32 protein-coding genes are annotated in these 25,618 nt (G+C 64.9%); 29 read left to right on the top strand and 3 right to left on the bottom strand.

The features are described from left to right. Nucleotide 1: 1 nt before the first annotated feature. The 14 genes from rplR to rplQ are packed head-to-tail and all read left to right on the top strand — an operon-like array spanning nucleotide 2 to nucleotide 7,304. Nucleotides 2-340 (top strand): 50S ribosomal protein L18, encoded by a 339-nt coding sequence (rplR, locus tag L0D18_RS11095; protein WP_243029070.1) that lies wholly within the window; start codon nucleotides 2-4, stop codon nucleotides 338-340. 21 nt (nucleotides 341-361) lie between these two features. Further along, nucleotides 362-835, top strand: a complete 474-nt coding sequence (gene rpsE / locus L0D18_RS11090; protein WP_243029068.1) for a 30S ribosomal protein S5 — start codon at nucleotides 362-364, stop codon at nucleotides 833-835. Beyond that, nucleotides 835-1,017, top strand: a complete 183-nt coding sequence (gene rpmD / locus L0D18_RS11085) for a 50S ribosomal protein L30 (protein WP_243029065.1) — start codon at nucleotides 835-837, stop codon at nucleotides 1,015-1,017. Before rpsE ends, rpmD begins: the two co-directional genes overlap by 1 nt. Next, nucleotides 1,014-1,496: a 50S ribosomal protein L15 gene (gene rplO / locus L0D18_RS11080; RefSeq protein WP_243029062.1), complete on the top strand. Its 483-nt coding sequence runs from the start codon at nucleotides 1,014-1,016 to the stop codon at nucleotides 1,494-1,496. Before rpmD ends, rplO begins: the two co-directional genes overlap by 4 nt. Before the next feature lies 1 nt (nucleotide 1,497). Further along, nucleotides 1,498-2,814: a preprotein translocase subunit SecY gene (secY, locus tag L0D18_RS11075; protein ID WP_243029060.1), complete on the top strand. Its 1,317-nt coding sequence runs from the start codon at nucleotides 1,498-1,500 to the stop codon at nucleotides 2,812-2,814. Nucleotides 2,815-2,822: 8 nt separating this feature from the next. Next, nucleotides 2,823-3,377 carry an adenylate kinase gene (locus L0D18_RS11070; protein WP_243029059.1) on the top strand — a complete coding sequence of 185 codons (555 nt, stop codon included), beginning with the start codon at nucleotides 2,823-2,825 and terminating at the stop codon, nucleotides 3,375-3,377. Continuing rightward, the gene (gene map, locus L0D18_RS11065) at nucleotides 3,377-4,144 is read left to right on the top strand and encodes a type I methionyl aminopeptidase (RefSeq protein WP_243029058.1); all 768 of its coding nucleotides are present in this window, start codon (nucleotides 3,377-3,379) and stop codon (nucleotides 4,142-4,144) included. Before L0D18_RS11070 ends, map begins: the two co-directional genes overlap by 1 nt. A gap of 7 nt (nucleotides 4,145-4,151) precedes the next feature. Further along, nucleotides 4,152-4,370, top strand: a complete 219-nt coding sequence (gene infA / locus L0D18_RS11060; RefSeq protein WP_003043942.1) for a translation initiation factor IF-1 — start codon at nucleotides 4,152-4,154, stop codon at nucleotides 4,368-4,370. Nucleotides 4,371-4,378: 8 nt separating this feature from the next. After that, nucleotides 4,379-4,492, top strand: a complete 114-nt coding sequence (rpmJ, locus tag L0D18_RS11055; protein WP_014514895.1) for a 50S ribosomal protein L36 — start codon at nucleotides 4,379-4,381, stop codon at nucleotides 4,490-4,492. A 9-nt stretch (nucleotides 4,493-4,501) separates the two neighbouring features. Then, nucleotides 4,502-4,882: a 30S ribosomal protein S13 gene (gene rpsM / locus L0D18_RS11050; RefSeq protein WP_014514896.1), complete on the top strand. Its 381-nt coding sequence runs from the start codon at nucleotides 4,502-4,504 to the stop codon at nucleotides 4,880-4,882. Between the two features lie 37 nt (nucleotides 4,883-4,919). After that, nucleotides 4,920-5,309 carry a 30S ribosomal protein S11 gene (gene rpsK / locus L0D18_RS11045; protein WP_243029057.1) on the top strand — a complete coding sequence of 130 codons (390 nt, stop codon included), beginning with the start codon at nucleotides 4,920-4,922 and terminating at the stop codon, nucleotides 5,307-5,309. 13 nt (nucleotides 5,310-5,322) lie between these two features. Next, nucleotides 5,323-5,952, top strand: coding sequence for a 30S ribosomal protein S4 (gene rpsD / locus L0D18_RS11040; RefSeq protein ID WP_243029056.1), 630 nt, complete (start codon nucleotides 5,323-5,325; stop codon nucleotides 5,950-5,952). Between the two features lie 49 nt (nucleotides 5,953-6,001). Further along, nucleotides 6,002-6,943 carry a DNA-directed RNA polymerase subunit alpha gene (locus tag L0D18_RS11035; RefSeq protein WP_243029055.1) on the top strand — a complete coding sequence of 314 codons (942 nt, stop codon included), beginning with the start codon at nucleotides 6,002-6,004 and terminating at the stop codon, nucleotides 6,941-6,943. A 4-nt stretch (nucleotides 6,944-6,947) separates the two neighbouring features. Next, the gene (gene rplQ, locus L0D18_RS11030; RefSeq protein WP_243029054.1) at nucleotides 6,948-7,304 is read left to right on the top strand and encodes a 50S ribosomal protein L17; all 357 of its coding nucleotides are present in this window, start codon (nucleotides 6,948-6,950) and stop codon (nucleotides 7,302-7,304) included. A gap of 61 nt (nucleotides 7,305-7,365) precedes the next feature. On the opposite strand, the gene L0D18_RS11025 is transcribed toward rplQ, so the two are convergent. Further along, a complete protein-coding gene (locus L0D18_RS11025; RefSeq protein ID WP_243029053.1) occupies nucleotides 7,366-7,839 on the bottom strand; it encodes a DNA cytosine methyltransferase in 474 nt (157 codons plus the stop codon). A 45-nt stretch (nucleotides 7,840-7,884) separates the two neighbouring features. On the opposite strand from L0D18_RS11025, the gene L0D18_RS11020 reads away from it, so the two are divergent. Then, nucleotides 7,885-8,718 (top strand): DMT family transporter, encoded by an 834-nt coding sequence (locus tag L0D18_RS11020; RefSeq protein ID WP_243029052.1) that lies wholly within the window; start codon nucleotides 7,885-7,887, stop codon nucleotides 8,716-8,718. Between the two features lie 5 nt (nucleotides 8,719-8,723). Here the strand turns inward: L0D18_RS11020 and L0D18_RS11015 are convergent, their stop codons facing one another. Next, nucleotides 8,724-9,236: an HNH endonuclease gene (locus L0D18_RS11015; protein WP_243029086.1), complete on the bottom strand. Its 513-nt coding sequence runs from the start codon at nucleotides 9,234-9,236 to the stop codon at nucleotides 8,724-8,726. 94 nt (nucleotides 9,237-9,330) lie between these two features. Between L0D18_RS11015 and L0D18_RS11010 the strand changes: the two genes are divergently transcribed. The 14 genes from L0D18_RS11010 to bshC all read left to right on the top strand — a co-directional run bounded on the left by L0D18_RS11010 (nucleotide 9,331) and on the right by bshC (nucleotide 24,671). Then, the gene (locus tag L0D18_RS11010; RefSeq protein ID WP_243029050.1) at nucleotides 9,331-10,680 is read left to right on the top strand and encodes a tetratricopeptide repeat protein; all 1,350 of its coding nucleotides are present in this window, start codon (nucleotides 9,331-9,333) and stop codon (nucleotides 10,678-10,680) included. A gap of 1 nt (nucleotide 10,681) precedes the next feature. Continuing rightward, complete coding sequence (locus L0D18_RS11005; protein WP_243029049.1) at nucleotides 10,682-11,488, top strand: SPOR domain-containing protein; 807 nt, start codon at nucleotides 10,682-10,684, stop codon at nucleotides 11,486-11,488. Next, nucleotides 11,485-12,120, top strand: coding sequence for a redox-sensing transcriptional repressor Rex (locus L0D18_RS11000; protein WP_243029048.1), 636 nt, complete (start codon nucleotides 11,485-11,487; stop codon nucleotides 12,118-12,120). Before L0D18_RS11005 ends, L0D18_RS11000 begins: the two co-directional genes overlap by 4 nt. A gap of 470 nt (nucleotides 12,121-12,590) precedes the next feature. Next, nucleotides 12,591-13,538, top strand: coding sequence for a polyprenyl synthetase family protein (locus tag L0D18_RS10995; protein ID WP_243029047.1), 948 nt, complete (start codon nucleotides 12,591-12,593; stop codon nucleotides 13,536-13,538). Between the two features lie 90 nt (nucleotides 13,539-13,628). Beyond that, entirely contained in the window at nucleotides 13,629-14,888 is a 1,260-nt protein-coding gene (locus tag L0D18_RS10990; protein ID WP_243029046.1) for a Glu/Leu/Phe/Val family dehydrogenase, read from the top strand. Between the two features lie 10 nt (nucleotides 14,889-14,898). Continuing rightward, nucleotides 14,899-16,173: a Glu/Leu/Phe/Val family dehydrogenase gene (locus L0D18_RS10985; protein WP_243029045.1), complete on the top strand. Its 1,275-nt coding sequence runs from the start codon at nucleotides 14,899-14,901 to the stop codon at nucleotides 16,171-16,173. Between the two features lie 9 nt (nucleotides 16,174-16,182). Further along, complete coding sequence (locus L0D18_RS10980; RefSeq protein WP_243029044.1) at nucleotides 16,183-16,710, top strand: GNAT family N-acetyltransferase; 528 nt, start codon at nucleotides 16,183-16,185, stop codon at nucleotides 16,708-16,710. Beyond that, entirely contained in the window at nucleotides 16,685-17,575 is an 891-nt protein-coding gene (locus L0D18_RS10975) for a 2-hydroxyacid dehydrogenase (protein ID WP_243029043.1), read from the top strand. The genes L0D18_RS10980 and L0D18_RS10975 overlap by 26 nt, the downstream gene beginning before the upstream one ends. Beyond that, on the top strand, nucleotides 17,575-17,796 hold the full coding sequence (locus tag L0D18_RS10970) for a hypothetical protein (RefSeq protein ID WP_243029042.1): 222 nt from the start codon (nucleotides 17,575-17,577) through the stop codon (nucleotides 17,794-17,796). Before L0D18_RS10975 ends, L0D18_RS10970 begins: the two co-directional genes overlap by 1 nt. 62 nt (nucleotides 17,797-17,858) lie before the next feature. Beyond that, nucleotides 17,859-18,881: a 1,9-bis(guanidino)-5-aza-nonane synthase gene (locus tag L0D18_RS10965; protein WP_243029085.1), complete on the top strand. Its 1,023-nt coding sequence runs from the start codon at nucleotides 17,859-17,861 to the stop codon at nucleotides 18,879-18,881. A gap of 90 nt (nucleotides 18,882-18,971) precedes the next feature. Beyond that, nucleotides 18,972-21,746, top strand: coding sequence for a tetratricopeptide repeat protein (locus L0D18_RS10960; protein WP_243029041.1), 2,775 nt, complete (start codon nucleotides 18,972-18,974; stop codon nucleotides 21,744-21,746). A gap of 5 nt (nucleotides 21,747-21,751) precedes the next feature. Further along, the gene (locus L0D18_RS10955) at nucleotides 21,752-22,570 is read left to right on the top strand and encodes a menaquinone biosynthesis family protein (RefSeq protein ID WP_243029039.1); all 819 of its coding nucleotides are present in this window, start codon (nucleotides 21,752-21,754) and stop codon (nucleotides 22,568-22,570) included. A 9-nt stretch (nucleotides 22,571-22,579) separates the two neighbouring features. Then, on the top strand, nucleotides 22,580-23,206 hold the full coding sequence (locus tag L0D18_RS10950) for a Crp/Fnr family transcriptional regulator (protein ID WP_243029037.1): 627 nt from the start codon (nucleotides 22,580-22,582) through the stop codon (nucleotides 23,204-23,206). Nucleotides 23,207-23,216: 10 nt separating this feature from the next. Continuing rightward, nucleotides 23,217-24,671: a bacillithiol biosynthesis cysteine-adding enzyme BshC gene (gene bshC / locus L0D18_RS10945; RefSeq protein WP_243029035.1), complete on the top strand. Its 1,455-nt coding sequence runs from the start codon at nucleotides 23,217-23,219 to the stop codon at nucleotides 24,669-24,671. Nucleotides 24,672-24,728: 57 nt separating this feature from the next. Here bshC and L0D18_RS10940 read toward each other — a convergent pair. Then, nucleotides 24,729-25,618, bottom strand: an 890-nt coding sequence (locus L0D18_RS10940; protein WP_243029034.1) for an RNA-guided endonuclease InsQ/TnpB family protein, incomplete at its 5' end; no start/stop codon positions are given.

The following is a 25,618-nucleotide window of genomic DNA, read 5'->3' as shown; positions in this document are numbered from 1 at the left end:
CATGGCACGGCTTACCGCATACGAACGCCGCAAGTTCCGGGTGCGCAACCGCGTCAAGCGCGCGGGCCGGCTCCGCTTATCCGTCTTCCGGAGCCTTAACCACATCTACGCCCAGATCATTGACGACGAGAAGGGCCATACCCTGGTGGCCGAGTCCAGCCTGGCCCTGAAGCTCCAGGGCAACAAGACCGAGGTGGCCCGGCAGGTGGGCCGGGCCTTGGCGGAGAAGGCCAAGGCCTTGGGGATCACCAAGGTGGCCTTTGACCGCGGTCCTTACAAGTACCACGGACGGGTCAAGGCCCTGGCGGAAGGGGCCAGGGAAGGGGGCCTGGAGTTCTAGGTCGCATAGCGAGGAGGAAGCATGCCCGAGACCGATTTTGAAGAGAAGATGATCCTGGTGCGGCGCACCGCTAAGACCTACCAGGGTGGCCGCCGCTTCCGTTTCGGAGCCTTGGTGGTGGTGGGGGATCGGCAGGGCCGGGTGGGCCTGGGCCTGGGTAAGGCCAAGGAGGTGCCCCTTGCGGTGCAGAAGGCGGGGTACTACGCCCGCCGCAACATGGTGGAGGTGCCCTTGCAAAACGGCACCATTCCCCATGAGATTGAGGTGGAGTACGGAGCTTCCAAGATCCTCCTGAAGCCGGCAGCCCCGGGTACGGGGGTGATCGCGGGGGCGGTTCCCCGGGCCATCCTCGAGCTCGCCGGGATCACGGATATCCTCACCAAGGAGCTGGGGAGCCGTAACCCCATCAACATCGCCTACGCCACCATGGAGGCTCTCAGGCAGCTTAAGACCAAGCAGGATGTGGAGCGCCTGCGGAAAGGCGGTGAGGAGTGATGGCCAAGCTTAAGGTCAAGCTGGTGAAAAGCCCCATTGGGTATCCCAAGGACCAGAAGGCGGCCTTGAAGGCCCTGGGGCTGACCAAGCTTCACAAGGAAAAGGTCTTTGAAGACCATCCCGCCATACGGGGGAACATCCAGAAGGTGGCCCACCTGGTGCGGGTGGAGGTGGTGGAATGAAACTTACCGACTTAAAACCCAATCCTGGGGCCAACAAGAGGCGGAAGCGGGTGGGGCGGGGTCCTGGCTCCGGCCACGGCAAGACGGCCACCCGGGGCCACAAGGGGCAGAAGTCCCGCTCCGGTGGCCTCAAGGATCCGCGCCGCTTTGAGGGGGGGCGCTCCACCACCCTGATGCGCCTGCCCAAGCGGGGGATGCAGGGCCAGGTGCCCGGGGAGATCAAGAGGCCCAGGTACCAGGGGGTGAACCTCAAGGACCTGGCCCGCTTCCAGGGGGAGGTGACCCCCGAGATGCTGGTCCAGGCCGGGATTCTGAAGAAGGGGTACAGGCTAAAGGTGTTGGGGGAGGGGGAGGCTAAGCCCCTTAAGGTGGTGGCCCACGCCTTTTCCAAAACTGCCCTGGAGAAGCTAAAGGCTGCGGGCGGCGAGGCCGTCCTGCTGGCCCCATTGCCTGAAGGGCAAACGCCTAAGGAGGCTTAGGATGCTTAAGGCCTTCCGGAGCGCCCTGGCCATCCCCGAACTGCGCCAGCGGATCCTCTTCACCCTGCTGGTGTTGGCCGCCTACCGCCTGGGGGCCTTTATCCCCACCCCGGGGGTGGACCTGGACAAGATCCAGGAGTTTTTGCGCACCACCCAGGGGGGGGTTTTCGGCATCATCAACCTGTTTTCCGGCGGTAACTTTGAGCGCTTCTCCATCTTTGCCCTGGGGATCATGCCCTATATCACCGCGGCCATCATCATGCAGCTTTTGGTGAACGTGGTCCCCATGCTAGAGAAGCTTTCCAAGGAGGGTGAGGAGGGCCGCCGCATCATCAACCAGTACACGCGGATCGGCGGCATCGCTCTGGGGGCTTTCCAGGGATTCTTTCTGGCCACCGCCTTCCTAGGGGCGGAGGGCGGGCGCTTCCTCCTTCCCGGCTGGTCCCCCGGTCCCTTTTTCTGGCTGGTGGTGGTGGTCACCCAGGTGGCGGGCATCGCCCTTCTCCTTTGGATGGCGGAGCGCATCACCGAGTACGGCATCGGCAACGGCACCAGCATGATCATCTTTGCCGGGATCGTGGTGGACTGGCTGCCGCAGCTTTTCCGCACCGCGGGCCTTATCCGCACCGGGGAAGTGAACCTGGTGGCCTTCCTCTTCTTCCTGGCCTTCATCGTCTTGGCCTTTGCCGGCATGGCGGCGGTGCAGCAGGCGGAAAGGCGTATTCCTGTCCAGTACGCCAGGAAGGTGGTGGGCAGAAGGGTCTATGGGGGGCAGGCCACCTATATCCCCATCAAGCTGAACGCCGCTGGCGTCATCCCCATCGTGTTCGCCGCCGCCATTCTGCAGATTCCCATCTTCCTCACCGCCCCCTTCCAGGACAACCCCGTGCTCCAGGCCATCGCCAACTTTTTCAACCCCACCCGTTTCTCGGGTCTACTCATTGAGGTGGTGCTCATCGTCCTTTTCACCTACGTGTACACCGCGGTGCAGTTTGACCCCAAGCGGATTGCGGAAAGCCTCCGGGAGTACGGGGGCTTCATCCCCGGCATCCGTCCCGGGGAGCCCACGGTGAAGTTCCTGGAGCACATCGTTTCCCGCTTGACCCTCTGGGGGGCTCTTTTCCTGGGCCTGGTGGCGGCCTTGCCCCAGATCATCCAGAACCTCACCGGGGTGAAGAGCATCGCCTTTTCCGGCATCGGCCTTCTCATCGTGGTGGGCGTGGCCCTGGATACCCTTAGGCAGATTGAGAGCCAGTTGATGTTGAGGAACTACGAGGGGTTCCTCTCCAAGGGCCGCATCCGCGGCCGCACGCGTTAGGAGGAAGGATGGGGGAAGCGGTGATCTTCTTGGGACCGCCGGGGGCGGGGAAGGGCACCCAGGCGGCGCGGCTTGCCGAGGAGCTGGGCTTTAAGAAGCTTTCCACTGGGGACATCTTGCGGGACCACGTGGCCCGGGGCACGCCCTTAGGCCAGCAGGTGAAGCCCATCATGGACCGGGGGGACCTGGTGCCGGATGAGCTCATCCTGGCCCTCATCCGTGAGGAGCTGGCGGAACGGGTGATTTTTGATGGGTTTCCCCGTACCCTGGCCCAGGCGGAGGCTTTGGACCAGCTCCTCCAGGAAACGGGAACCCGGCTCCTTGGGGTGGTGCTGGTGGAGGTGCCGGAGGAGGAGCTCATCGCCCGGATGCTCAAGCGGGCGGAGCTGGAGGGGCGTTCCGACGATAACGAGGAGACCATCCGGCACCGGCTCCGGGTTTACCGGGAGAAGACCGAGCCCTTGGTGCAGTATTATGAGAAAACGGGTGCCTTGAGGCGGGTGGATGGCCTGGGTACCCCTGATGAGGTCTACGCCCGCATCCGGGCCTCCTTAGGAATCTGATGGCCATCAAGCTGAAGAGTCCATGGGAGATTGAGCGCATGCGGGAGGCGGGGGCCCTCCTCACCGAGGTGGTGGAGGAGGTAGGGCGGCACGTGGAGCCCGGCATCACCACCAAGGAGCTGGACCGGATCGCCTACGAGGCCATAAGGAAGCGCAAGGCCAAGCCGGCCTTCCTGGGCCTTTACGGCTTCCCCGCCACCTTGTGCACCTCGGTGAACGAGGTGGTGGTCCACGGCATTCCCTCAGAGGAGCCCCTAAAGGAAGGGGATATCCTCTCCGTGGATGTGGGGCTCATCTACGGGGGTTTCGCTGCGGATATGGCCCGGACCTTTCCCGTGGGCAAGGTTTCCCCGGAGGCGGAAAGGCTCATAAGGGACACGGAGGCTGCCTTCTGGGAGGGGTTTAAGTACCTTAGGCCCGGCTACCGCATCGGGGATGTGGCCCATGCGGTGCAGACTTTTCTGGAAGGCCGGGGGTATGGGGTGGTGCGGGAGTTCGTGGGGCATGGGGTGGGCCGGGAAATCCACGAGGATCCCCAGTTGCCCAACTTCGGTAAGCCGGGAACAGGGCCCAAGATTCGGCCAGGTATGACCCTAGCCCTCGAGCCCATGGTCACCTTACGCCCAGCTTCTGTGGTAATATTGGAAGATGGCTGGACGGCGAGCGCCGGAGCTGGCAACCTCGCCGCCCATTACGAGAACACCATTTTGGTGACGGAGGAGGGCCCGGAGCTTCTCACCGGGGTTGCCTTGGTGCGGGCGCAGTAGGAGGGGTATGGCGAAGGAGAAGGACACCATTCGGGCAGAGGGCGTGGTTACCGAGGCCTTGCCCAACACCACGTTTCGGGTGAAGTTGGACTCGGGGCCCGAGATCCTGGCCTACATCTCGGGCAAGATGCGCATGCACTACATCCGCATCCTGCCTGGGGACCGGGTGGTGGTGGAGATTACCCCCTACGACCCCACGCGGGGCCGCATCGTGTACAGGAAGTAGGAGGCGAGATGAAGGTACGGGCATCGGTGAAAAAGATGTGCGAGAAGTGCAAGGTGGTGCGCCGGCACGGTCGGGTGTACGTGATCTGCGAAAACCCGAAGCACAAGCAGCGTCAGGGATAAGGAGGTAACGTGGCCAGGATTGCAGGCGTGGAGATTCCCAGGAACAAGCGGGTGGACGTGGCCCTCACCTACATCTACGGGGTGGGGCCGGCCCGGGCCAAGGAGGCCTTGGAGAAGACGGGCATCAATCCGGCAACCCGGGTGAAGGACCTCACCGAGGCGGAGGTGGTGCGCCTTCGGGAGTACGTGGAGAACGCCTGGAAGCTGGAGGGTGAGCTCAGGGCGGAGGTGGCCGCCAACATCAAGCGCCTCATGGACATCGGTTGCTACCGGGGCCTCCGCCATCGCCGCGGCTTGCCGGTGAGGGGGCAGCGCACCCGCACCAACGCCCGTACCCGTAAGGGCCCCCGAAAGACGGTGGCGGGCAAGAAGAAGGCGCCTAGGAAGTAGCTCTAGGGCCAGTGGATACTCCTAAGAGAGGGAGAGTATGGCCAGAAAGACCACCAAGAAGAAAATCAAGCGGCAGGTGGCCAGTGGGAAGGCGTACATCCACGCCTCCTACAACAACACCATCGTGACCATCACCGACCCGGACGGCAACCCCATCACCTGGTCCTCGGGTGGGGTCATCGGCTACAAGGGGAGCCGCAAGGGCACCCCGTATGCGGCCCAGCTTGCGGCCATGGACGCCGCCAAGAAGGCTATGGCCTACGGCATGCAGAGCGTGGACGTGATCGTGCGCGGCACCGGCGCGGGCCGGGAGCAGGCCATCCGGGCCCTCCAGGCCTCGGGCTTGCAGGTGAAGTCCATCGTGGACGACACCCCCGTGCCCCATAACGGCTGCCGGCCTAAGAAGAAGTTCCGCAAGGCTTCGTAAGGAGTAGGAGAAGATGGGTCGTTACCTTGGTCCAGTTTGCCGTCTTTGCCGCCGGGAAGGAGTGAAGCTTTACCTGAAGGGGGAGCGTTGCTACAGCCCCAAGTGCGCCATGGAGCGCCGCCCTTACCCACCAGGCCAGCACGGGCAGAAGCGCACCCGCCGGCCTTCGGACTACGCGGTGCGCCTGAGGGAGAAGCAGAAGCTCCGCCGCATCTACGGGATCTCGGAAACCCAGTTCCGCAACCTCTTTGAGGAGGCCAGCCGTAAGAAGGGGGTTACAGGTACCGTCTTCCTGGGACTTTTGGAGTCCCGCTTGGACAATGTGGTCTATCGGCTGGGCTTCGCTGCTAGCCGCCGCCAGGCCCGGCAGATGGTGCGCCATGGGCACATCACCGTGAACGGGCGCCGGGTGGACCTTCCCGCCTACCGGGTGAAGCCGGGGGACGAGATCGCCATCGCCGAGGGTAGCCGCAACCTGGCCTTCATCCGGGAGAACCTCGAGGCCATGAAGGGCCGCAAGGTGGGCCCCTGGCTTTCCTTGGACGTGGAGGGGATGAAGGGCAAGTTCCTGCGCCTGCCGGATCGGGAGGACCTGGCCCTGCCCGTGAACGAGCAGCTGGTGGTGGAGTTCTACTCCAGGTAGCCCTGCAGGGGCCCGGCCTGTCCGGGCCCCTATATTGGCAAGGAGGTCTATGTTAGAGAGCAAGCTGAAAGCCCCGGTCTTCACGGTGCGCACCCAGGGGCGGGAATATGGGGAGTTCGTCCTGGAGCCCCTGGAGCGGGGGTTCGGCGTCACCCTGGGCAACCCCTTGAGGCGGATTCTCCTTTCCTCCATCCCCGGGACCGCGGTCACCAGCGTCTACATTGAGGATGTCCTCCACGAGTTCTCCACCATTCCCGGGGTCAAGGAGGATGTGGTGGAGATCATCCTGAACCTGAAGGAGCTGGTGGTGCGCTTCCTGGACCCCAGGATGCAGACCACCACCCTGATCCTAAAGGCCCAAGGCCCTAAGGTGGTCAGGGCGGGGGATTTTGTCGTCCCACCTGATGCCGAGATCCTAAACCCCGATCTGCCCATCGCCACTTTGGAGGAGGGGGGTAAGCTCTACATGGAGGTGCGGGTGGACCGGGGCGTGGGGTACGTGCCCGCCGAGCGCCACGGCATCAAGGACCGGATCAACTCCATCCCCGTGGACGCCATCTTTTCCCCTGTGCGCCGGGTGGCCTTCCAGGTGGAGGATACCCGGCTTGGCCAGCGCACCGACCTGGACAAGCTGACCCTTAGGATCTGGACGGACGGTTCCGTGACCCCTCTGGAGGCCCTGAACCAGGCGGTGGAGATCCTTAGGGAGCACCTTTCCTACTTTGCCAACCCCCAGGCCACCGCCCTGCCTGCCCCGGAGCCGGCTTCGGTGGAGCGCACGGAAGGGGAGGAGGACCTGGACCTGCCCTTGGAGGAGCTAGGGCTTTCCACCCGGGTTCTTCACAGCCTCAAGGAGGAGGGGATCGAGTCGGTGCGGGCGCTTTTGGCCTTGAACCTCAAGGACCTTAAGAACATCCCCGGCATCGGGGAAAGGAGCCTCGAGGAGATCCGCGAGGCTTTGGCCAAGAGGGGCTTCGCCCTAAAGGAGTGAGACCATGCGCCACCTAAAGTCTGGAAGGAAGTTGGACCGCCACTCTTCCCACCGTCTGGCCCTATACCGGAACCAGGCCAAAAGCCTGCTCACCCATGGCCGCATCACCACCACCGTGCCCAAGGCCAAGGAGCTCACCGGGTTCGTGGACCACCTCATCCACCTGGCCAAGCGGGGCGACCTGCACGCCCGCCGCCTGGTGCTGAGGGATCTGCAGGACGTGAAGCTGGTGCGCAAGCTCTTTGATGAGATTGCTCCCAAGTACCAGAACCGGGCCGGGGGGTACACCCGGGTGCTGAAGCTGGCGGAGCGCCGGCGGGGGGATGGGGCACCCTTGGCCCTGGTGGAGCTGGTGGAGTAGGGTACCGAAAGGGGGCAAGGATACCCCTTTAGCGCCGGGCCCCAGGATGGGGTACCGGCGCTCAGGCGTTTCCTCCTCGCTCCTGGAGGAGCCTTAGCACCTGGTCCTCCAGTTCACCGATGTAGGCGGCCAGGGTGTTGCCGTGCTTTTCCAGGATTTCCGCCAGGCGGGCCTCGAGGGCCCGGATCTCCTCCTTCTCCACCTCCGCCAGGCGCTTCAGTTCCTCTTCCAGGTAGCGCCTGAGCTCGGTGTAGCGGCTCTGCTCCGCTTCCTCGGCCAGCTTTTTGTAGTGGAGAAGCTCCCGGGCGTAGCGCCGCACCTCCAGGAGGGCGGCGGTTTCCAGGCCGATGGTGAAGATGAGGTAGAGGAGGGAAACCACCCCCAAGGCCACCACCAGAACCAAGCCCAAAGGAGCCTCCACCCGGGTGAGGCCCAGGGACAAGGAGGTGGGTTTGGTGACCTCCCCCCAGTTGAGCCAGGAGAAGAGCACCAGCAGAAGGAGGACGAAGAGGGCAAAAAGGATGCGTGCGCTCATAGGTCAGCCTCCATAGGGCACTGGGGGGATTATACACTCTTGCCCATGGGCTACCTGTACCTGCTCCTGGCGGCCTTCCTTTGGGGTCTCATCGGCCCTGTAAGCCGCCTGGCCTTTCAGGAAGGGCTTACCCCGCTTGCCGTGGCCTTTTTCCGGGCGGTCATCGCCTGGGTGTTCTTCGGCACGCATGCCCTCTTCCTGCGCCAGGTCAGGGTGGAGGGCCGGGATGCCTTACCCCTCCTTCTTTTCGGTCTGGTGGGGGTTTCCCTCTTCTACGGCTCCTACCAGCTGGCGGTGGTCTACGGGGGGGCGGCCTTGGCTTCTGTCCTTTTGTACACGGCCCCCGCTTGGGTGGCCCTCCTTTCCCGGGTGGTTCTCAAGGAACCCCTGGACCCCACGGGGCTTTGGGCGGTGGCCCTGACCCTTCTGGGGGTGGGGCTGATGGGGGCGGGAGGGGGGAGTGGGGTACGGGTCCTGTACCTGGCCCTTTTCTTCGGGCTCCTTTCCGGGTTCACCTATGCCCTTTACTACATCTTCGGCAAGCTTTACCTCCCCCGTTACGCCACCCCCACCCTCTTCCTCTACGCCCTGCCCGTGGGGGCCTTGGGGCTTTTGCCCTGGGTGGAGTTCCTGCCTCTGAGCCCAAAGGGCATGGGAGCCTTGCTCTTCTTGGGGACGTTTTCCACGTATGGGGCCTACCTGGCCTACTATGCGGGTTTAAGGCGCCTTCCCGCCACCCGGGCCAGCGTGGTGGCCACCCTCGAGCCCGTGGTGGCCAACCTGTTCGCCTATCTCCTTTTCCGGGAGGTGCTTTCCCTATGGGCTTACCTGGGGGCGGGCCTGGTGCTCCTGGCGGTGCTCCTTACGGTGCGGCGCTAGGGGCTTCAGGTTAGCCACACCTGAAGGTAGGGTTGCCAGTCCTCGGGGACCTCTTTCAGGTCGGAAAGAAAAAGGGGCGCCCTGGGCGCCCGGGGGGGCTTGAGCAGGCGCATCCCCGCCTCCTCGGGGGTGCGGTCCCCCTTCTTCAGGTTGCAGGGACGGCAGGCGGTCACCAGGTTTTCCCAGGTACTCCGGCCGCCCCGGCTTTTAGGAAGCACGTGGTCCACGGTCAGCTCCCCCCCTTGCCTTCCACAGTACTGGCAGGTGTAGCGGTCCCGCCTCAGGATGTTGCGGCGGTTGAGGGGGATGCGGCTTGGCCCCCGCCGCACCAGGCGCTTCAAGCGGATGACGCTGGGGACGGGGATCCGGGTGGATGGGGTGTGCAGGTAGCGGCCGCTTTCCGAAAGCATCTCCGCTCCCCCGGAAAGCACCAGGAGGACGCTTCGCTTGATGCTGGCCAGCCCCAAGACCTCGTAGGCGGCGTTCAGCACCAGCACCCTTGGGGCATCCAGGTCCAAGGGTTTAGCGGGGAGCCCGCTCACGTCCTTAGAATAGCAAAAGGCTTTTCGCCTATATGCTATGCTAAGGGCAACGACGGGTTTGGAGGCCCTTATGACGAGACCTTTTCCCAAAGCCCTTTCCCTTCTCCTCGGGCTGGGTCTGGCTTTGGCGCAAACCCCTTTGGAGCGAGCGGAATCGCTATTCAAAGCCGGGGAGTACGCCCAGGCCGCCTTGGCTTACGAGGAGGTTCTGGCGCAGGATTATGGCCTCTTTGAGGCCCATTTGGGCCTGGGAGTAAGCCTCTTTCGCCTGGGCCGCCTCGAGGAGGCCCGCTTCGCCTTTGACCAGATGGTCCGGGTCTTCCCCGACCGCTACGAGGGGTATTTCAACCTGGGCCAGGTCCAGTTGCGCCTGGGAAGGCCCAAGGAAGCAGCGGAGGCCTTTGCCAAAGCGGTGGAACTCAGGCCCACAGAGGAAGCCTACCTGGGATGGGCCAGCGCCCTCACCCAGGCGGGCCAGGCCAAAGAGGCGGCGGGGGTCTTAGGGAGGGGGCTTACCCCAGAGCGGAGCCCGGCCTACCACCTGGCCCTGGCCCAGGCCCTGTACGCCTCGGGGGCCCGGGCGGAGGCGGTGCCGGTGCTTTATGGCCTTGTGAACCGGGAGCCTGGGCTGGCTGAGGGCTGGGACCTTTTAGCCCGCATCCTGGCGGAGGAGGGCCTCAAGGAGAGGGCCCTAAGGGAGCTGGACCGAGGGCTTAAGGCGGTGGAGGGGAAGGCTAGGGCCCGGCTCCTCCTGCGCAAGGCCCAGCTTTCCTCCCGCCCCGAGCCCCTGTTGCGGGAGGCCTATGCCTTGGATCCATCCCTGTGGGAGGCCGCCTACCTTCTAGGGCAGGCCCGCCTCGAGGCGGGGGATGCCAAGGGAGCCCTGGGCTACCTGCTGGCCGCCTACCGGGTAAGCCCCGAGCCCCAGGTGGCCTTGAGCCTGGCGGTGGCCTCCTTGCGCTTAAGGGATTACAAAAACGCCTATCGCTATGCCGACGAGGCTGGGCCTTTAGGCACCTTCCTAAAGGCCCAAGCCGCCTATGCCTTGGGCCGGAAGGAGGAGGCCCTTAAGCTCCTGGGGGGGATGGCCACCCCGGAGGCCCAGGCCCTTAGGGGGGCGTTGCTGCTGGAAATGGGCCGCCTCGAGGAGGCCCTGGCCCTCCTCCGCCCCCTTTACGAGTCTGGCCGGGACCCGGAGGTGGGGGTCAACCTAGCGGCGGCCCTGGTGGCCTTGGGGCGGTTTGGCGATGCGGAGGTGGTCCTGAGGGAGGTGTTGCAGAGGGCGCCCAACCAGGCGGCGGCCTGGTATAACCTGGGCTTAGCCCTTAGAGGTTTAGGCCGGGAGGCGGAAGGCCAGCGGGCCTTGGCCCAGGCAGCCGCCCTGGGCTCAAAGGAGGCGCAGGCCCTCCTGCGGAGGTAGGATGCGTTGGCTACGTGAGAACTGGTTGGACTTCCTCATCTTTCTCCTCATCGCCTTGGTGGCGGCGGGCATTGTCCTTTACCTGACCGGAATCAATCCCTTTGCTCGGTCCAAGGTGGACACCTCCCTCCAGCCCGGGCCTTCGGTGACCTCCTCGCCTGCCCCCTCCTCGGTTCCACCTTCCCAGGTGGCGCCTGCCCCTCAGATTCCCCCCTCCGAGGCCAAGCCTCCCCCGGAACCCGTGGTTACGGTGCTGCCCTTGCCCCAGGCTCCCGTGGAGCCCGCCCCTGCCCCCAAGCCGCCTGCGGAACCCAAGGCCACGGCCCCGGCCAGGCCGAAAGCCCCATCCCCTCCAGCCCCTACCCCCAGCGGGGCCTACAGGGTGGCGGTGGGAGCCTTCGCCAACCCGGAAAACGCCGCCAAGCTTCGCCAGGAGCTGGCCCAGAAGGGTTATCCAGCGCGCTTGGAACCCGTGGGGAACCTGACCCGGGTGGTGGTGGGTCCTTATGCCACCGAGGCGGAAGCGCGCCGGGTGGCGGAGGCTTTGGCCTCGTATGGCGCCCAGGTTTACCGGGGCCAAGGGGCACCCCTGCCCGCCTCAGGCACCCTTTACCTACAGGTGGGGGCTTTCCAGAAGGAGGAAAACGCCTTGGCCCTGGCGGGGAAGCTCAAGGAGATGGGCCTACCGGTGGTCTTGGTGAGGGATGGGGTTTACCGGGTCCGCGTCGGCCCGGTGGCCGAGGAGGAGAAGGAGGCCCTTAAGGCCAAGGTGCGGGCCTTGGGCCTCGAGGCCCTGGAGGTGCGATGAAGGTACCCAGCGCCGCCATTAGCCGTTTGGTGACCTATTTGCGTATTCTGGAGGAACTGGAGGCCAAGGGGATCCACCGCACCAGCTCCGAGCAGCTGGCGGAGGAGGCTCAGGTGACCGCCTTCCAGGTGCGTAAGGACCTATCCTACTTTGGTTCCTACGGCACCCGGGGGGTGGGCTACACGGTGCCCGTGCTCAAACGGGAGCTCCGCCACATCCTGGGCCTTAATCGGAAGTGGGGCCTCTGCATTGTGGGCATGGGCCGATTGGGAAGTGCCTTGGCCGACTATCCTGGCTTTGGGGAGAGCTTTGAGCTACGGGGTTTCTTTGATGTAGACCCGGAAAAGATTGGCCGTCGGGTGGGGAATGGGGTGGTGGAGCACCTGGACCTCTTGCCGGAGAGGGTGCCAGGCCGCATAGAGATCGCCCTCCTCACCGTTCCCCGGGAGGCGGCCCAAGAGGCCGCCAACCGCCTGGTGGCCGCTGGCATTAAGGGCATCCTCAACTTCGCCCCCACGGTCCTGGAGGTGCCCAAGGAGGTGGCGGTGGAGAACGTGGACTTCCTTGCGGGCCTGACCCGCTTGAGCTTTGCTATACTCAATCCCAAGTGGCGCGAGGAGATGATGGGGTGAAAGGGGTGAGGGATGAAGGGAAGAATAGTGTGGCTTCTGCTCATGGCCTTGGCCTTGGGGGGTTGTAGTTCCTTCTTTGAGGGGGGGCTGGTGGTGGGGGCTCCCACAGTTCAGGTGTCCCGAGAGAACTTTTCCTTTTCCACCGAAAAAGACGAAAACGGCAACATAGTGGCCTACAACTATAGCTACACTTTGGTCCTTTACCCATTGCCGGGTTCACCCCGCGGCTCCGTGGTCCTTTTGGATCAGGATGGGAACCCCGTGGACTTTCCTTTCACCATCTCGGAACCGTGCCCGGTCCAGGCCGTATCCTGTCCCCCAGTATCGCGCAACGTTTCTAAGGAATCCGCTACCCCCTTGGCCCCTGTGCTGGTGGAAAAGTACCGTACCGTTTCCCTGGATGGTCAGTCTAAGATAGTCCGTTTGCCTGCACCCATAGAGGTTTATTGACCGCCCTTATACTGAAGGGCGTGACGGTCCTTCCTGACCTCCAGGCCCCCCTTATTCGCTTTGAGGAGGCCCTGTCCCAACTGGTGCAATCCGACGTCCTCTTCGTGCGCCTCATCCACCAGGACCTGGTGACGGCGGGGGGCAAGCGCATCCGGCCCCGCTTGGTTTTCTTGGCCTCGAGGGCCTTGGGGGGCGCCCCCTTTGAGATGGAGCTGGCCCTGGCGGTGGAGCTACTGCACTCCGCCACCCTCCTGCACGACGACCTCATTGACGACGCGGAAACCCGCCGGGGCAAGGAAGCGGCCTTTCGCCGGTACGGGAATGCGGTTTCCGTCCTTTCGGGGGATTTTCTGCTTTCCCGGCTTCTCCACGTGATCGCCAAGACCGGGCGGATGGAGCTGGTGGAGCGCTTCGCCCAGGTGGCCAAGACCCTGAGCGAGGGGGAGGTCTTGCAGTTCCAGGTGGCCGCCTTGGAGGACTACTCCCTGGAGAACTACGAGCGGATCATCACCGCCAAGACGGCGGCCCTCATGGAGCTTTGCACCGAGGGGCCGGCCCTCCTCTTGGGCGTGGATGGGGAGGTGCGGGAGGCCCTGGCCCGCTTCGGCCTCCTCTACGGCCAGGCTTTCCAGATGCGGGACGATTACCTGGACCTTATGGGTACCCCTGAGGCCTTGGGCAAGCCCGTGGGTGGGGATATGCGGGAGGGCAAGGCCACCCTTATCACCCTGCTCTTGATGGAGCGCTTCCCTGAGGTGCGGGAGATCCTGAGGCGAAAGGGAAGGGAGGAGGGGGATTTGGAGCGGCTGCGCACCCTGGCCCGGGAGAGTGGGGTAGCCCAGGAGGTGGAAAGGCGCATTCGGGAAAGGGCCTTGATGGCGGCTGAGGCCCTTGCGCCCCTGCCCGCCTCTCCCTATAAGGAGGCCCTTCGGAGTTTGGCCCTAAAGGAAGGGGAGCGCTTTTTCTGAGGGTGGCGCGGTAGGACCTACCTCCCCGTTCTCACCCCTAGGTTGGCCGGGTTTTCCTTTTGGGCGGGGTATAATCCCCTCGGTGATGGTATGAGCCTTCCCGCCTATCGCCCTCCGGAAGACCCCGGCCTTTGGGAGGCCTTCCTGGGGAGGCTAGAGAGAACCCTAAAGGTGGTGGACATCCACCCCACCACGGTGGAGTACCTGGCCCACCCCAAGCGCCTGGTGACGGTTTCCTTACCCGTGGTCATGGACGACGGCAAGGTGCGGGTTTTCCAGGGCTACCGGGTGGTGCACGACATCGCCCGGGGGCCGGCCAAGGGGGGGGTCCGCATCCACCCCCGGGTTACCCTGGGCCAGACGGCGGGGCTGGCCGCCTGGATGACCTTGAAGGCCGCCGTTTACGACCTGCCCTTTGGCGGGGCGGCGGGGGGGATAGCCGCCGATCCCAGGCTTCTTTCCCCTAGGGAGCTTGAGCGCCTGGTGCGCCGCTATACCGCCGAGCTTGTCAACTTGATCGGCCCCGACATAGACATCCTGGGCCCCGACCTGGGTACGGACCAGCAGACGATGGCCTGGATCATGGACACCTACTCCATGACCGTGGGTTCCACGGTGCCCGGGGTGGTGACGGGCAAGCCCCATGCCCTGGGGGGTAGCGAGGGCCGGGACGATGCCGCGGGGCTTGGCGTGGCCCTGGTGTTAGCCGAGCTTGCCCGGCGGCGGGGGCTTCCCCTTAAGGGAGCCAAGGTGGTGGTCCAGGGGTTTGGCCAGGTGGGGGGAAGCTTGGCCCTTCATGCCGAGAGGATGGGCCTAAAGGTGGTGGCGGTTTCCACGGCCCGGGGAGCCATGTACGCGGAAGGGGGTATCCCCGTGGCCGAGGCCTTGCGCCACTACGAGGCCACCGGGGAACTTCCCCGCTACGACCTTGCCCCAGAAGAGCTTTTCACCTTGCCGGTGGATTACCTGGTCCTGGCGGCCCTCGAGGGGGCCTTGGACGGAGAGTTGGCCAAGGGAGTACGGGCCCCGGTGGTCTTGGAAGCCGCCAACTTTGGCCTCACTCCGGAGGCCGAGGCCTACCTCTTGGGTAAGGGGGTTTTGGTGGTCCCAGACCTCCTCACGGGGGGCGGGGGGCTTCTGGCCAGCTATCTGGAGTGGGTTCAGGACCTCAACATGTTCTTCTGGAGTGAAGAGGAGGTGCGGCAAAGCTTCGCCAAGAGCGTGGCCAAGGCGGTGGCTGAGGTGTGCCAAAGGGCGGAGGCCCTTTCCACGGATCTGCGCACCGGGGCCATGGTCCTGGCCCTGGAGCGGGTCAACGAGGCCACCAGGCTTCGGGGTGTTTACCCCTAAAGGAGTGCCTATGAAGAGCGAACCCCTTTCCTACCTGGGCAAAGACGGCGGACCTTGGGAGATCTTCGTGGAGCAGGTGGACCGGGTGGTCCCCTACCTGGGGCGTTATGCCCCCTTGGCGGAAAGCCTCAAAAGGCCCAAGCGGGTCCTGATCGTGGACGTGCCCATCCACCTGGACGACGGCACCGTGGCCCATTTTGAGGGTTACCGGGTCCACCACAACACCGCCCGGGGGCCGGCCAAGGGCGGGGTGCGTTTCCACCCCGAGGTGACCCTTTCCGAGGTCATGGCCTTGGCGGCCTGGATGACCATTAAAAACGCCGCCGTGGGCCTGCCCTATGGGGGCGGCAAGGGGGGGGTGCGGGTGGACCCCAAAAAGCTTTCCCCTAAGGAGCTTGAGCGCCTGACCCGCCGCTACACCTCGGAGATCGGCATCCTCCTGGGTCCGGACCGGGACATCCCCGCCCCCGACGTGAACACCGGGGAGCGGGAGATGGCCTGGATGATGGACACCTTTTCCATGAACGTGGGCCGCACCGTGCCGGGGGTGGTGACGGGGAAGCCCATCGCCCTCGGGGGTTCCCTGGGGAGGCGGGATGCCACGGGCCGGGGGGTGTTCGTCACCGCCAGGGCGGCGGCGGAGAAGATGGGCCTAGCCATTGAGGGGAGCCGGGTGACCCTCCAGGGCTTTGGCAACGTGGGGAATGCGGCGGCCCGCATCTTCCACGACCACGGGGCCCGGGTTATTGCCGTCCAGGACCACACGGGCACCATCTACAACGAAGCGGGGATAGACCCCTATGATCTCCTTCGCCATGTGGCCGAGTTCGGGGGGGTGCGGGGCTACCCCAAGGCGGAGCCCTTGCCCAATCCCGAGTTTTGGGCGGTACCCACGGATTTTCTGATCCCCGCGGCCTTAGAAAAGCAGATCACCGAGCAAAATGCCTGGCGGATTCAGGCCAAGATCATCGCCGAGGGGGCCAACGGGCCCACCACCCCTGCCGCCGACGACATCCTCCTAGAGAAGGGGGTCTTGGTGGTGCCCGACGTGATCGCCAACGCCGGGGGCGTGACGGTGAGCTACTTTGAGTGGGTGCAGGACTTCAACTCCTACTTCTGGACGGAGGAGGAGATCAACGCCCGCCTGGAGAGGGTCTTGCGCAACGCCTTTGAGGCGGTGTGGCAGGTGAGCCAGGAGAAGGGGATTCCCCTGCGCACCGCCGCCTATGTGGTGGCCGCCACCCGGGTCCTCGAGGCCCGGGCCCTTCGCGGCCTTTACCCCTAGGCTATTCGTGTGGACTGGCCCCGGTATGGCCGCGTGACCCTGAAGCCCTTCAGCGCAGGGCTCACCGAGGAGGAGTGGAAGGGGCTTTACGAGACCTTCCGTGACCCTGAGGTGGCCGAGTGGAACGGTTCCAGCCCCTTGCGCTCCCCCTTTTGGCTTTTCAAGCGCTTCGTCCTGGCGGAGATGCGCCGAAAGGACCGCCTAGCCTTTGTCATTCTGGACGAGAAGGGGGAGTACTTGGGCACCCTCGAGCTTTACGACCTCACCCCGGAGGAGGCCACCTTGGGCATCCTCATCGGGCGGAAGGACCGCTGGGGCCAGGGCTACGGCACCGAGGCGGTGCGGGCGGCCTTGGCCTATGCCTTTGGCCCTTTGGGGCTCAAGCGGGTGAAGCTTCGCACCTTTGCCCATAACCTTAGGGCCCGGCGGGCCTTTGAGAAGGCGGGCTTCCGCCAGGTGGGCTTAGGCCCGGGGCCGAGGGGAAGGGAGGATGTCTATATGGAGGTCCGCCATGAAGATTTTGAGTCCAAGGCTTAGGCAGGAGGTCTTTGCCCTCTTGCCCGAGGGGGTGGAGGTGCACCACCTGGATGATCCCTGGCCCGAGGCGGTGGACTTCTTCCTGCCCCCCTTCGGCCAAGAAGAGGTGGTGCGGCAGGTGCTGGAAAGGGTGGAGGTGAAGGTGGTCCAGACCCTTTCCGCCGGGGTGGACTGGATCCTCCCCCTGGTGCCGGAAGGGGTGGTGCTTTGCGATGGTTCGGGCATCCACGACGCTCCCGTGGCCGAATGGGTGGGGATGAGCCTGTTGGCCCTTCTCAAGGACCTGCCCGCCTTTTTCCAGGCCCAAGGGGAGGGGCGCTGGGCCCCCAAGGTGCTTCCGGACCTCGAGGGCAAGCGGGTCCTCCTCTTGGGCTATGGTTCCATCGGCAAGGCGGTGGAGGAGCGGCTTAGGCCCTTTGGGGTGGAGGTGCTTCCCGTGGCCAAGCACGCCCGCCCTGGGGTTTACACCCCCCAGGACCTCCCCTACCTCCTGCCCCAGGTGGATGCGGTGGTGGTCCTCCTTCCCCTTACCCCTGAAACCCGGGGGCTGGTGGACCGGGGGTTCCTTTCCCGGATGAAGCCGGGGGCCCTGTTGCTAAATGCGGGACGGGGGGCGGTGGTGGATACGGAGGCCCTTTTGGAAGCTCTAAGGGAGGGGAAAATCCGCGCAGCCTTGGACGTTACGGATCCCGAACCTCTGCCACCGGACCACCCCCTTTGGCAGGCCCCGGGGGTCCTCATCACCCCCCACGTGGCCGGGCTTTCCCAGGGGTTCCACCGCCGGGCGGCCCGGTTTCTGGCGGACCAGGTGGGGCGGTATTTGCGGGGGGAGCCTTTGAGGAATGTGGTTTTGGAGGGGTATTGATGAAGGTGATTCTTCACGGGGACTTAAGGCGCTTTGGGGAGGTCCTGGAGGTGGAGGCCAAGACGCCCAAGGAGGCCCTGGAGAAGCTTTCCATTCCCCTGGAGGAGGTTTGGCTTTTGGCGGTGGGGGAGAAGGCGGTGGGGTTGGAGGAGGAGGTGGAAGGCCCCTTAGAGGTCTACCCCCCCATCGCTGGGGGTGGTATACTGGAAGTCCTGCCCTAAAGGCAGGGGGCGCGAACAAGGGGGGAGCCGCCCGACGCCCACCCCGCGTAGAAAGGAGCATGATGGAGAAGAAGGAACTCCTCTCTACGCCCGTGGTCCCCATGGACATCAAGGCCTTTGACGCCGGGCCCATCCTCGAGGCCATGGGCAAGACCGCCTTCCAGGCGAGAAACCTCCACCGGGCGGCGGAGATCTACCTGCGCATGCTGGAGGATGACGCCGCCGTCATCCTTACCCTGGCGGGGAGCCTGGTATCTGCGGGGCAAGGCCTCATCATCCACGACCTCATAAGGAAGGGCCTGGTGGACGCCATCGTGGCCACCGGGGCCAACATCGTGGACCAGGACTTCTTTGAGGCCCTGGGCCACCGCCATTACCAGGGGGACCCCAAGGCCGACGACGAAACCCTAAGGCGCCTTTGGATTGACCGCATCTACGACACCTACATTGACGAGGAAGAGCTCCGCCACACCGACTACACCATCGCCGAGATCGCGGATTCCTTGGAGCCCCGCCCCTACTCCAGCCGGGAGTTCATCTGGCACATGGGCCGCTACCTGGTGGAAAGGGGCCTGGGGGAAGGGAGCATCGTGCGGGCTGCCTACGAGGAGGGGGTGCCCATCTTCGTCCCCGCCTTCTCCGACTCCTCCGCCGGCTTCGGCCTGGTCTACCACCAGGTGAAAAACCCCAAGGCCCACGTGACCATTGACTCCGTGGCCGACTTCCGTGAGCTTACGGAGATCAAGCTGAAAGCCGGCACCACCGGCTTGGTGATGCTGGGGGGTGGGGTGCCCAAGAACTTCGCCCAGGACATCGTGGTGGCCGCGGAGGTTCTGGGCCACCAGGTGGAGATGCACAAGTACGCCATCCAGATCACCGTGGCCGATGAGCGGGACGGGGGGCTTTCCGGTTCCACCCTTTCCGAGGCACAAAGCTGGGGCAAGGTGGACGCCGCCCTTTCCCAGATGGTCTTCGCCGAGGCCACCTTGGCCTTTCCCCTTCTGGCCTCCTACGTGTGGCACCGGGCCCCCATGCGGGCCAAAAGGCGCTACGCCGAGCTCTTTACCGCCCGGGTGCCTGCTTAGTCTAGGCTAAAGCTTCCCCCGCCTGGGGTTATGCCTGGGCGGGGGGTTTGGCTGGACCAACCCCCCTTCCCTTTGGTAAACTTCCGGCAAATGCCCGATGAGCTAAGGCTGTACCTAAAGGAGCGGTTTGGTGTCCTGGGGCCCGTTTCCCCGGGGCGCTTTGAGGCCGAGCTGGCCAAAAGGGTGGGAAGCCCCGCCAAAAGGGAGCCCCTCCTAAAGGCCTGGCGGACCTACCTGGCGGGAGGGGGAAGGGAGGCGGTGCGAAGTTTTTACCGGGAGGTCCTCAAGGTGCCCAAGGGGGAGGCCCTGGTCTACGGCATGCACCTTCCCTTTTTGGAGTTCTATGCCAAGGAGGTGCCCTCCAGGCTGGAGGGCCGGGTCTTGGAGGTGGGGGCCTTCACCGGGGCCTTGGTGGGGTATCTAAAGGGGAAACGCCCGGAACTCTCCTTTGTCGCCTTGGACGGGGTGGAAGAGGTGGTGGAAGTGGGGAGGAAGCGGGTGCCGGAGGTGGCCTGGCATGCCGCCTGGGCGGAGGAGGCGGAGCTTCCCCCCTTTGACACCCTGCTCCTCCTTTCCGTCTTCCCCGAAGGGTTTGTGGACCAAGGCTTGGAGAGCCGCCTCGAGGCCCCTGCCTTCTGGAAGCGCTTCGCTTTCTTTGAACGGCTTCCCCTCTTTGTAAGGCTTTTGAGGCCCGGGGGGCTTCTCATCTACGGCCACGGCCCTTTTTTGGGCAAGAGCCCGGAAGGGGTGGAGGAGGGGCTAAGGCACCTGGGGTTCTATGGGGTGGAGCGGGTGGGGGAGGGGGAGTACTTCCTGGTGCTGGCGAGAAGGCCCGAGGTGCTGGCAGAAGCCGCGGTGGACGAGGAGGCTTGGCCCCTGGAGGAGGAAGAGGAGGCCCCCTTGCGGGTTCCCGTTTTGGCCCAGGTGGGGGATCTTGCCGAGGTGCGGGTGCTTTTGGAGGCGGGGCGGTATGCGGAGGTCCTGGCCCAGCTGCCCGAGGGGGTGGAGGGGGAGGCCGCTTACCTTAGGGGACGAGCCCTTTTTGCCCTTTCCCGCTATGCCGAAGCGGAGGAGGCCTTAAGGCGGGCCCTTTCCGAGGAGGCGGAGGACCTTAGGGCCATGGTCCTGGTGGAGCTCGGGGAGTACGAGAGGGCCAGGCCCCGCCTCGAGGCCCTGGCCAGCAGGGGGGGGCGGTACCGGATTTACTTGGGCCGGGTCTACCTGAGCCTGGGCCGGTATGCGGACGCCTTGAGGCAGTTTGTGGAATCGGGCCTGCCCGAGGCGGAAGGGTATGTGCGGGAGGCCTTGGAAAGGATCACCGAGCGCATGCGCCGCTTTGCCCGGGAGGGGGAGTGGGCGGAGGTAAGCCGCCGGGCGGAGTTCGTGGAGGACCTTTCCCCAGGCCTCCTGACCCGGGAGATGCTCCGGCTTGGCCTTAGGGCGGCCCTGATCCAGGGGCTTTTTGCCCGGGCGGAGCGGTACGCCCGGAGGCTTGCCGACCTGGACGAGGCCCAGGGCTTTTTGGGGCTGGCCCTGGTGGCCCTAAGGGTGCGTTCGCCCCTCGAGGTGCGGCCCCTGGACGACCTCAAGTCCGTGGAACCCTACCTCACGGAGGCCTTGGCCCGGGCGGAGATCTCCGAGGCCCTCCTCCTTCTGGGCATGCTCCGCGAGCGGGAGGGACGCTACCTGGAGGCCCTGCGCCTTTTGGAGCGGGCGGCGGAGCGGGGGGAAGGGGAGGTGGCGGGCCTGGCCTACCACCACCTGGCCCGGGTGAAGCGGGCCCTTAGGCGGCCCCTTAAGGAGGTCCTGGGGGACCACAAGCGGGCCCATGCCTTAAGGGCCTACCCCGCCCCCTACCTCTTCAGCCTGGCCCAAGAGGCCCTCAAGGGGGGCGAGGAGGTCCTGGCCCGGGAGCTCCTTTCCCGGGCCCGGGATGCGGGGCTAAGCGAGGTGGCCGAGGCGGACCTCATGGGGCTACTGGCCCTTTTGGAGAGGCTGGAGGGGCCCTGGGCGGCCTTTAACCTCCTCTATCAGGCCTTGGGCCGCACCCCCAGGCCTCCCCTGGAGCTTTTGGCCCTGGGCTACCGCCTTTCCCGCGCCTTTCGGGAAAGCCCCGAGGCCAGCGAGGTGCGGGGGCAGTACCTGGCGGCTTTGTATGGGGAAGGGCGGGCGGGGGAGGTGGAGGCCCTGCTCTTGGAAGAGCTTAGGGCCCACCCCCAGGCCCTGGAGGTGCTCTTTGACCTGGCGGAACACCACGAGGCCCAGGGCAACTGGGGAAAGGCGGCGGAGTACTGGCAAAAGGCCTTGGAGGTGGTCCTATACCGGGAAAAGGACCTGGAGCTTTCCCGGGAGGTCCTGAGGAACCTCCTATTCCTCAGGCCCCACGACGAAAGCCTTTCCCTCTACCTGGAAGAGCTTAGGGCGGTGGCCCAGGGCCTTAAGGCCTTGGGGGAAAACCCGAAGGCCTTGCCGGAAACCCAGGAGGAGCTTTTGCAGGAGGTCCTCCCCCAGTTCCACGGGGAGCACCTTTTGGTGGTGGGGGGGCACACCCAGCTAAGGAGCCGTCTTGTTCCCCTCCTCCAGGCCCGGGGCCTTAAGGTGGATTGGTTTGATGCCGACACGGCCGGGGTAGGAAAAGAGGCCTTAAGGCGCATCCAAAACCGCCTGGAAAAGGCCCATGGCCTTATGATCGTGTCCAGCTACGTGGGGCACGACTTCTCCGAGCCCGTGCGCCTCGAGGCGGAGCGCCTGGGGGTGCCGGTCCATGTGATCCCAGGGCGGGCCCGGGGAGCCACGGGGTTCTTGCGGGCCCTGGCCGCCTTTGCCCCCGAGCTCTTTAAAAAGGCCCTTAAGGGGGTACAGTAAAGCCTATGGGCGCCTTAGAGCTGGGATACTCCCCCTGCCCCAACGACACCTTCATCTTCTACGCCCTGACCCATGGCCTCGTGGAGAGCCCCTTGCCGGTGAGGGCGGTCTTGGAGGATGTGGAAACCCTAAACCGCTGGGCCTTTGAGGGCAGGCTTCCCCTGACCAAGCTCTCCTATGCCGCCTACGGCCGGGTGCGGGAGCGGTACGTGGCCCTAAGGAGCGGGGGGGCCATGGGAAGAGGGGTAGGCCCCTTGGTGGTGGCCCGAAAACCCCTAAAGGGCCTAGGGGGGGCCAGGGTGGCCATCCCTGGGCAGAACACCACGGCCTTTTTGCTCCTTTCCCTGTATGCGGAAGGGTTTGAGCCGGTGGAGGTACGCTATGACCGGATTCTCCCCTTGGTGGCCCAAGGGGAGGTGGAGGCGGGGCTCATCATCCACGAAAGCCGCTTCACCTATCCCCAGTACGGGCTGGCGAAGCTGGTAGACCTGGGGGAATGGTGGGAGGGGGGGACGGGCCTGCCCCTTCCCCTGGGGGCCATCCTGGCCCGGCGGGACCTGGGGGAGGACCTGATACGCTCCCTGGACGAAGCGGTGCGGCGGAGCCTGGAATACGCCTGGGCCCACCCTGAGGAAACCCTTCCCTACCTGAAGGCCCATGCCCAGGAGCTCTCCGAGGAGGTCATCTGGGCCCACGTGCGGACGTATGTGAACGAGTTTAGCCTAGACGTGGGGGAGGAGGGAGAAAGGGCGGTGAAAAGGCTCTTCGCCGAGGCCGAGGCCCGGGGACTAATCCCTTCTTCCCCGGCCCCCCTCTTTTTGTAGACTTGGGGCATGTTCCAGGAGCTTTCCCTCGAGGCCCGGCGGGAGGCGGCCAGGATCTTCCAGCCCAAAAGGGCCTTGCGGGGCACCCCCCTCTACGCCTTAGGGGACCGGGCGGACGGGGTGTATCTGGTGCGGGAAGGGCTTATCTGGCTGGAAGGGCCCCGCTCGGCGGAAGGGGAGCCGGCTACATTGGGGGTGGTGGGGCCCGGGGAGCTTTTTGGGGAAGAGGCTTTGGTGGGGGGGAGGAGGCGCACGTCGGGGGCCACCGCCTTAACCTACGCCGAGTTCCTCTTCGCCCCCCAGGAAGCCCTGACCTCCTTGCGGGCGCGTTTTCCCGAGGTGGAGCGCTTCCTCCTGGAGGCCCTGTACGCCCGGCTGAAGGAGGCGGAGGAACGGCTTTGGCAGCTGCACCACCTCTCCGTGAGCCAGCGCCTGGCCCGTCTTCTCCTAAGGTTGGGCGCAAAGGGGGAGGTGGCCCTTTCCCACCAGGACCTGGCCCGCATGGTGGGAGCCACCCGGGAGACCGTGACCAAGCTCCTGGGGGAGTGGGCCCTTTCGGGCCTGGTGGACCTGGGTTACCGCCGGGTGGAGGTCCGGGAACCCCAGGCCCTTGCCCGCCTTGCCGAACCCCTATAGGCTTGGAGGCATGGAGATCCAGGCCTTGGCCCACCTCCTGGGTTTGCCCCAAGGGGAGGAGGCGCTTAGGGAGCGTTTGGGCCGGAGGGGCCATCCCCATCTTTTCCCAGCCCTGGAAGCCTACCTAAAGCGCCTCCAGGCGCCGCCGGAGGTCTTTGCGGCCCTTGAGGGTCTGGGGAGGGGGGCCGTGGTCACGGGCCAGCAAGCGGGGCTCCTTGGGGGGCCGGCCCTTACCTTCTATAAGGCCCATACCGCCTTGGGACTGGCGAAGAAGGTGGGAGCGGCTGCCCTTTTCTGGGTAGCCTCCCAGGACCACGATGTGGAGGAGGTGCGCCACCTCCACCTCCTGGTGGAGGAGGAGGTGCGCACCCTTTCCCTGCCCCTGCTGTCCCTGCCCGCAGGGCGCCTTTCCCTGGCCCCTTACCGGAAGGCCCTGGTGGAGTTTTTGGGGCCTTGGGCCCGGGATTCCCGGGTGGCCTACGCCCTGGAGGGAGCCACCCTTTCGGAGTTCTTTGCCCGTACCCTTTTGGCCTTCCTGGGCCCCCGGGGCCTCATCCCCTTTGACCCCATGGCCGAGGAGCTCGCGCCCCTCTTTCGGGAAGCCTTGGAAAGGGAGCTGGAAGACCCTACCTCAAGCGCCCAGGCCATCAACCAGGAGGCGGAGCACATCCGCACCCTAGGGGGGAAGCCGCCATTGCGGCGTAAGCCAGGGGCCACCAACCTGTTTCTAGAAACCGACGGGCGCAGGCTTCTCTTTTACGAGGCCGGGACTTTTACCGACGGGGTACGCCGCTACGGTAAGAAGGAGCTTTTGGAGCTTCTTTGGGCGGATCCCAGCCGCCTCACCCCGGCCGCAGGGCTCAGGCCGGTGTTCCAGGACTTGGTGTTGCCCACAGCGGGCTTCGTGGTGGGGCCCAACGAGTTTCGCTATGTGGCGGAGCTTTCCCGGGTCTACGCCCTCTATGGCGTACCTATGCCCGCCCTCTTCCTCCGCCTAAGGGCCCTGGTGTTGGAGCCTCCCCTTGGGCGCATCTTGAAGAAGTACCGGCTGGACCCCTGGGCCTTTGTGGAAAGGGGGGAGGAGGCCTTTTTAGATGCGGTGAGGGGGGTGCTGGAGGAGTTTAGGGAGTTGGAGGCGGAGCTTTTGCGCCTTTTGGAGGAGGTGGAGGCCTTGGGCGAAAGGGCCAGGGCCTTGGAGCCCACCTTGGAGAGGCCCTTCCGCCGGTATGGGGCACGCCTAAAGGGGGAAGGGGAAAGGCTTTTGAAGAAGCTCCTTCGCACCCGCATGGCCCGGGATGCCGTCCTCCTCCACCACTTGGAACGCCTAAAGCGGCACCTTCTTCCCCGGGGCTTGCCTCAGGAGCGGGTCTATCCCTTTGCCATGTACGCCCTGCGCCACCTCGAGGCCCTTTCCCGGCTCCAAGAAGCTCCCCTTCAGGGCAAGGCCACCTTGGTCTTGGGGTGACGACTCCCCGTTCTGGTCAGCCGTAAGGCTATCTTGTAGAATGGGGCTTCGCGGTTCTCACGGGACGGCCCACGCCGTACCCATCCCCGCAGGCTCCGTCCGAGCCTTTGCCAGGATGTTCAGTGCAGCCGCCACATCCCTATGGAAGTAGCCGCCACACCCCGAGCACTGAAACTCCCTGACCCACAGGGGCTTCTTCTCTCGGTGCCCGCACACCGGGCAGTCCTGGCTGGTATGTCTGGGGTCTACCCTGATAACTCGCCTACCAGCCTCCGCCGCTTTGTAGGCGAGGATTTGGAGAAATTGTGCCCACCCCGCATCCTGCACCCCCTTAGCAATGCAGGAACGGGACAGTCCGCGGATGTTCAGGTCTTCATGGACGATGGTGCCATAGCGGTTTACGAGCCTCCTGGCGAGTTGGTGGTGGAAGTCTTTGCGCTGGTTGGCGACCTTGCGGTGCAGTTTGGCAAGCTGTTTTCTGGCCTTTTTGTAGCGGTTGCTGCCCCGCTTCTTCCGGGAAAGGTTGCGCTGTACAATGGCAAGTTTGGCTTGTGCCTTCTGGAAGTAGCGGGGGGCCTGGACCATCTCCCCTTCCGAGGTGATAAGGAAGAGGGGGTTGGTGCCCAGGTCGATCCCAATGGCCGTCTGGTTTTCAGGTAGGGGTTTGGGCTCGGTCTCGCAGACAAAGATGATATACCAGTCGTCCCCTTCCCGCTTCACCGTAGCCGTCTTGACTCTGCCTTCCAATGGGCGGTGAAGTTTTATTTTGACTGAACCGACACCGTAGATGAACACCCTCTTTCCACCTTCCTGGATCTTGACCCCCGTAGTTCCAGCTTGGGCAAAAGTGAAAGAGTCATAACGCCCCTGCCCCTTGAAGCGGGGGTATCCCGCCTTCTGTCCCCCCTTGACCCTACGGAAGAAGCCCTGGAAGGCTTTGTCCACAC

The organism is Thermus albus (assembly GCF_022760855.1).
GTDB classification, from domain to species: domain Bacteria; phylum Deinococcota; class Deinococci; order Deinococcales; family Thermaceae; genus Thermus; species Thermus albus.
Note: the sequence above shows the minus strand (reverse complement) of the source record. Positions and strands in the feature narration are given on the sequence as shown.

Excerpts from the sequence above, each read along its gene's own strand:
- map (WP_243029058.1), top strand. The coding sequence starts at position 3,377 with ATGGCCATCAAGCTGAAGAGTCCATGGGAGATTGAGCGCATGCGGGAG.
- L0D18_RS11035 (WP_243029055.1), top strand. The coding sequence starts at position 6,002 with ATGTTAGAGAGCAAGCTGAAAGCCCCGGTCTTCACGGTGCGCACCCAG.
- L0D18_RS11010 (WP_243029050.1), top strand. The coding sequence starts at position 9,331 with ATGACGAGACCTTTTCCCAAAGCCCTTTCCCTTCTCCTCGGGCTGGGT.
- rplR (WP_243029070.1), top strand. The coding sequence starts at position 2 with ATGGCACGGCTTACCGCATACGAACGCCGCAAGTTCCGGGTGCGCAAC.
- secY (WP_243029060.1), top strand. The coding sequence starts at position 1,498 with ATGCTTAAGGCCTTCCGGAGCGCCCTGGCCATCCCCGAACTGCGCCAG.
- L0D18_RS10985 (WP_243029045.1), top strand. The coding sequence starts at position 14,899 with ATGAAGAGCGAACCCCTTTCCTACCTGGGCAAAGACGGCGGACCTTGG.
- rpsD (WP_243029056.1), top strand. The coding sequence starts at position 5,323 with ATGGGTCGTTACCTTGGTCCAGTTTGCCGTCTTTGCCGCCGGGAAGGA.
- L0D18_RS10975 (WP_243029043.1), top strand. The coding sequence starts at position 16,685 with ATGAAGATTTTGAGTCCAAGGCTTAGGCAGGAGGTCTTTGCCCTCTTG.
- rpmJ (WP_014514895.1), top strand. The coding sequence starts at position 4,379 with ATGAAGGTACGGGCATCGGTGAAAAAGATGTGCGAGAAGTGCAAGGTG.
- L0D18_RS11025 (WP_243029053.1), bottom strand. The coding sequence starts at position 7,839 with ATGAGCGCACGCATCCTTTTTGCCCTCTTCGTCCTCCTTCTGCTGGTG.
- rplO (WP_243029062.1), top strand. The coding sequence starts at position 1,014 with ATGAAACTTACCGACTTAAAACCCAATCCTGGGGCCAACAAGAGGCGG.
- L0D18_RS10970 (WP_243029042.1), top strand. The coding sequence starts at position 17,575 with ATGAAGGTGATTCTTCACGGGGACTTAAGGCGCTTTGGGGAGGTCCTG.
- L0D18_RS10960 (WP_243029041.1), top strand. The coding sequence starts at position 18,972 with ATGCCCGATGAGCTAAGGCTGTACCTAAAGGAGCGGTTTGGTGTCCTG.
- L0D18_RS10990 (WP_243029046.1), top strand. The coding sequence starts at position 13,629 with ATGAGCCTTCCCGCCTATCGCCCTCCGGAAGACCCCGGCCTTTGGGAG.
- L0D18_RS11000 (WP_243029048.1), top strand. The coding sequence starts at position 11,485 with ATGAAGGTACCCAGCGCCGCCATTAGCCGTTTGGTGACCTATTTGCGT.
- L0D18_RS11020 (WP_243029052.1), top strand. The coding sequence starts at position 7,885 with ATGGGCTACCTGTACCTGCTCCTGGCGGCCTTCCTTTGGGGTCTCATC.
- rplQ (WP_243029054.1), top strand. The coding sequence starts at position 6,948 with ATGCGCCACCTAAAGTCTGGAAGGAAGTTGGACCGCCACTCTTCCCAC.
- L0D18_RS10955 (WP_243029039.1), top strand. The coding sequence starts at position 21,752 with ATGGGCGCCTTAGAGCTGGGATACTCCCCCTGCCCCAACGACACCTTC.
- rpmD (WP_243029065.1), top strand. The coding sequence starts at position 835 with ATGGCCAAGCTTAAGGTCAAGCTGGTGAAAAGCCCCATTGGGTATCCC.
- rpsE (WP_243029068.1), top strand. The coding sequence starts at position 362 with ATGCCCGAGACCGATTTTGAAGAGAAGATGATCCTGGTGCGGCGCACC.
- L0D18_RS11070 (WP_243029059.1), top strand. The coding sequence starts at position 2,823 with ATGGGGGAAGCGGTGATCTTCTTGGGACCGCCGGGGGCGGGGAAGGGC.
- L0D18_RS10965 (WP_243029085.1), top strand. The coding sequence starts at position 17,859 with ATGGAGAAGAAGGAACTCCTCTCTACGCCCGTGGTCCCCATGGACATC.
- L0D18_RS10950 (WP_243029037.1), top strand. The coding sequence starts at position 22,580 with ATGTTCCAGGAGCTTTCCCTCGAGGCCCGGCGGGAGGCGGCCAGGATC.
- rpsK (WP_243029057.1), top strand. The coding sequence starts at position 4,920 with ATGGCCAGAAAGACCACCAAGAAGAAAATCAAGCGGCAGGTGGCCAGT.
- infA (WP_003043942.1), top strand. The coding sequence starts at position 4,152 with ATGGCGAAGGAGAAGGACACCATTCGGGCAGAGGGCGTGGTTACCGAG.
- L0D18_RS11005 (WP_243029049.1), top strand. The coding sequence starts at position 10,682 with ATGCGTTGGCTACGTGAGAACTGGTTGGACTTCCTCATCTTTCTCCTC.
- bshC (WP_243029035.1), top strand. The coding sequence starts at position 23,217 with ATGGAGATCCAGGCCTTGGCCCACCTCCTGGGTTTGCCCCAAGGGGAG.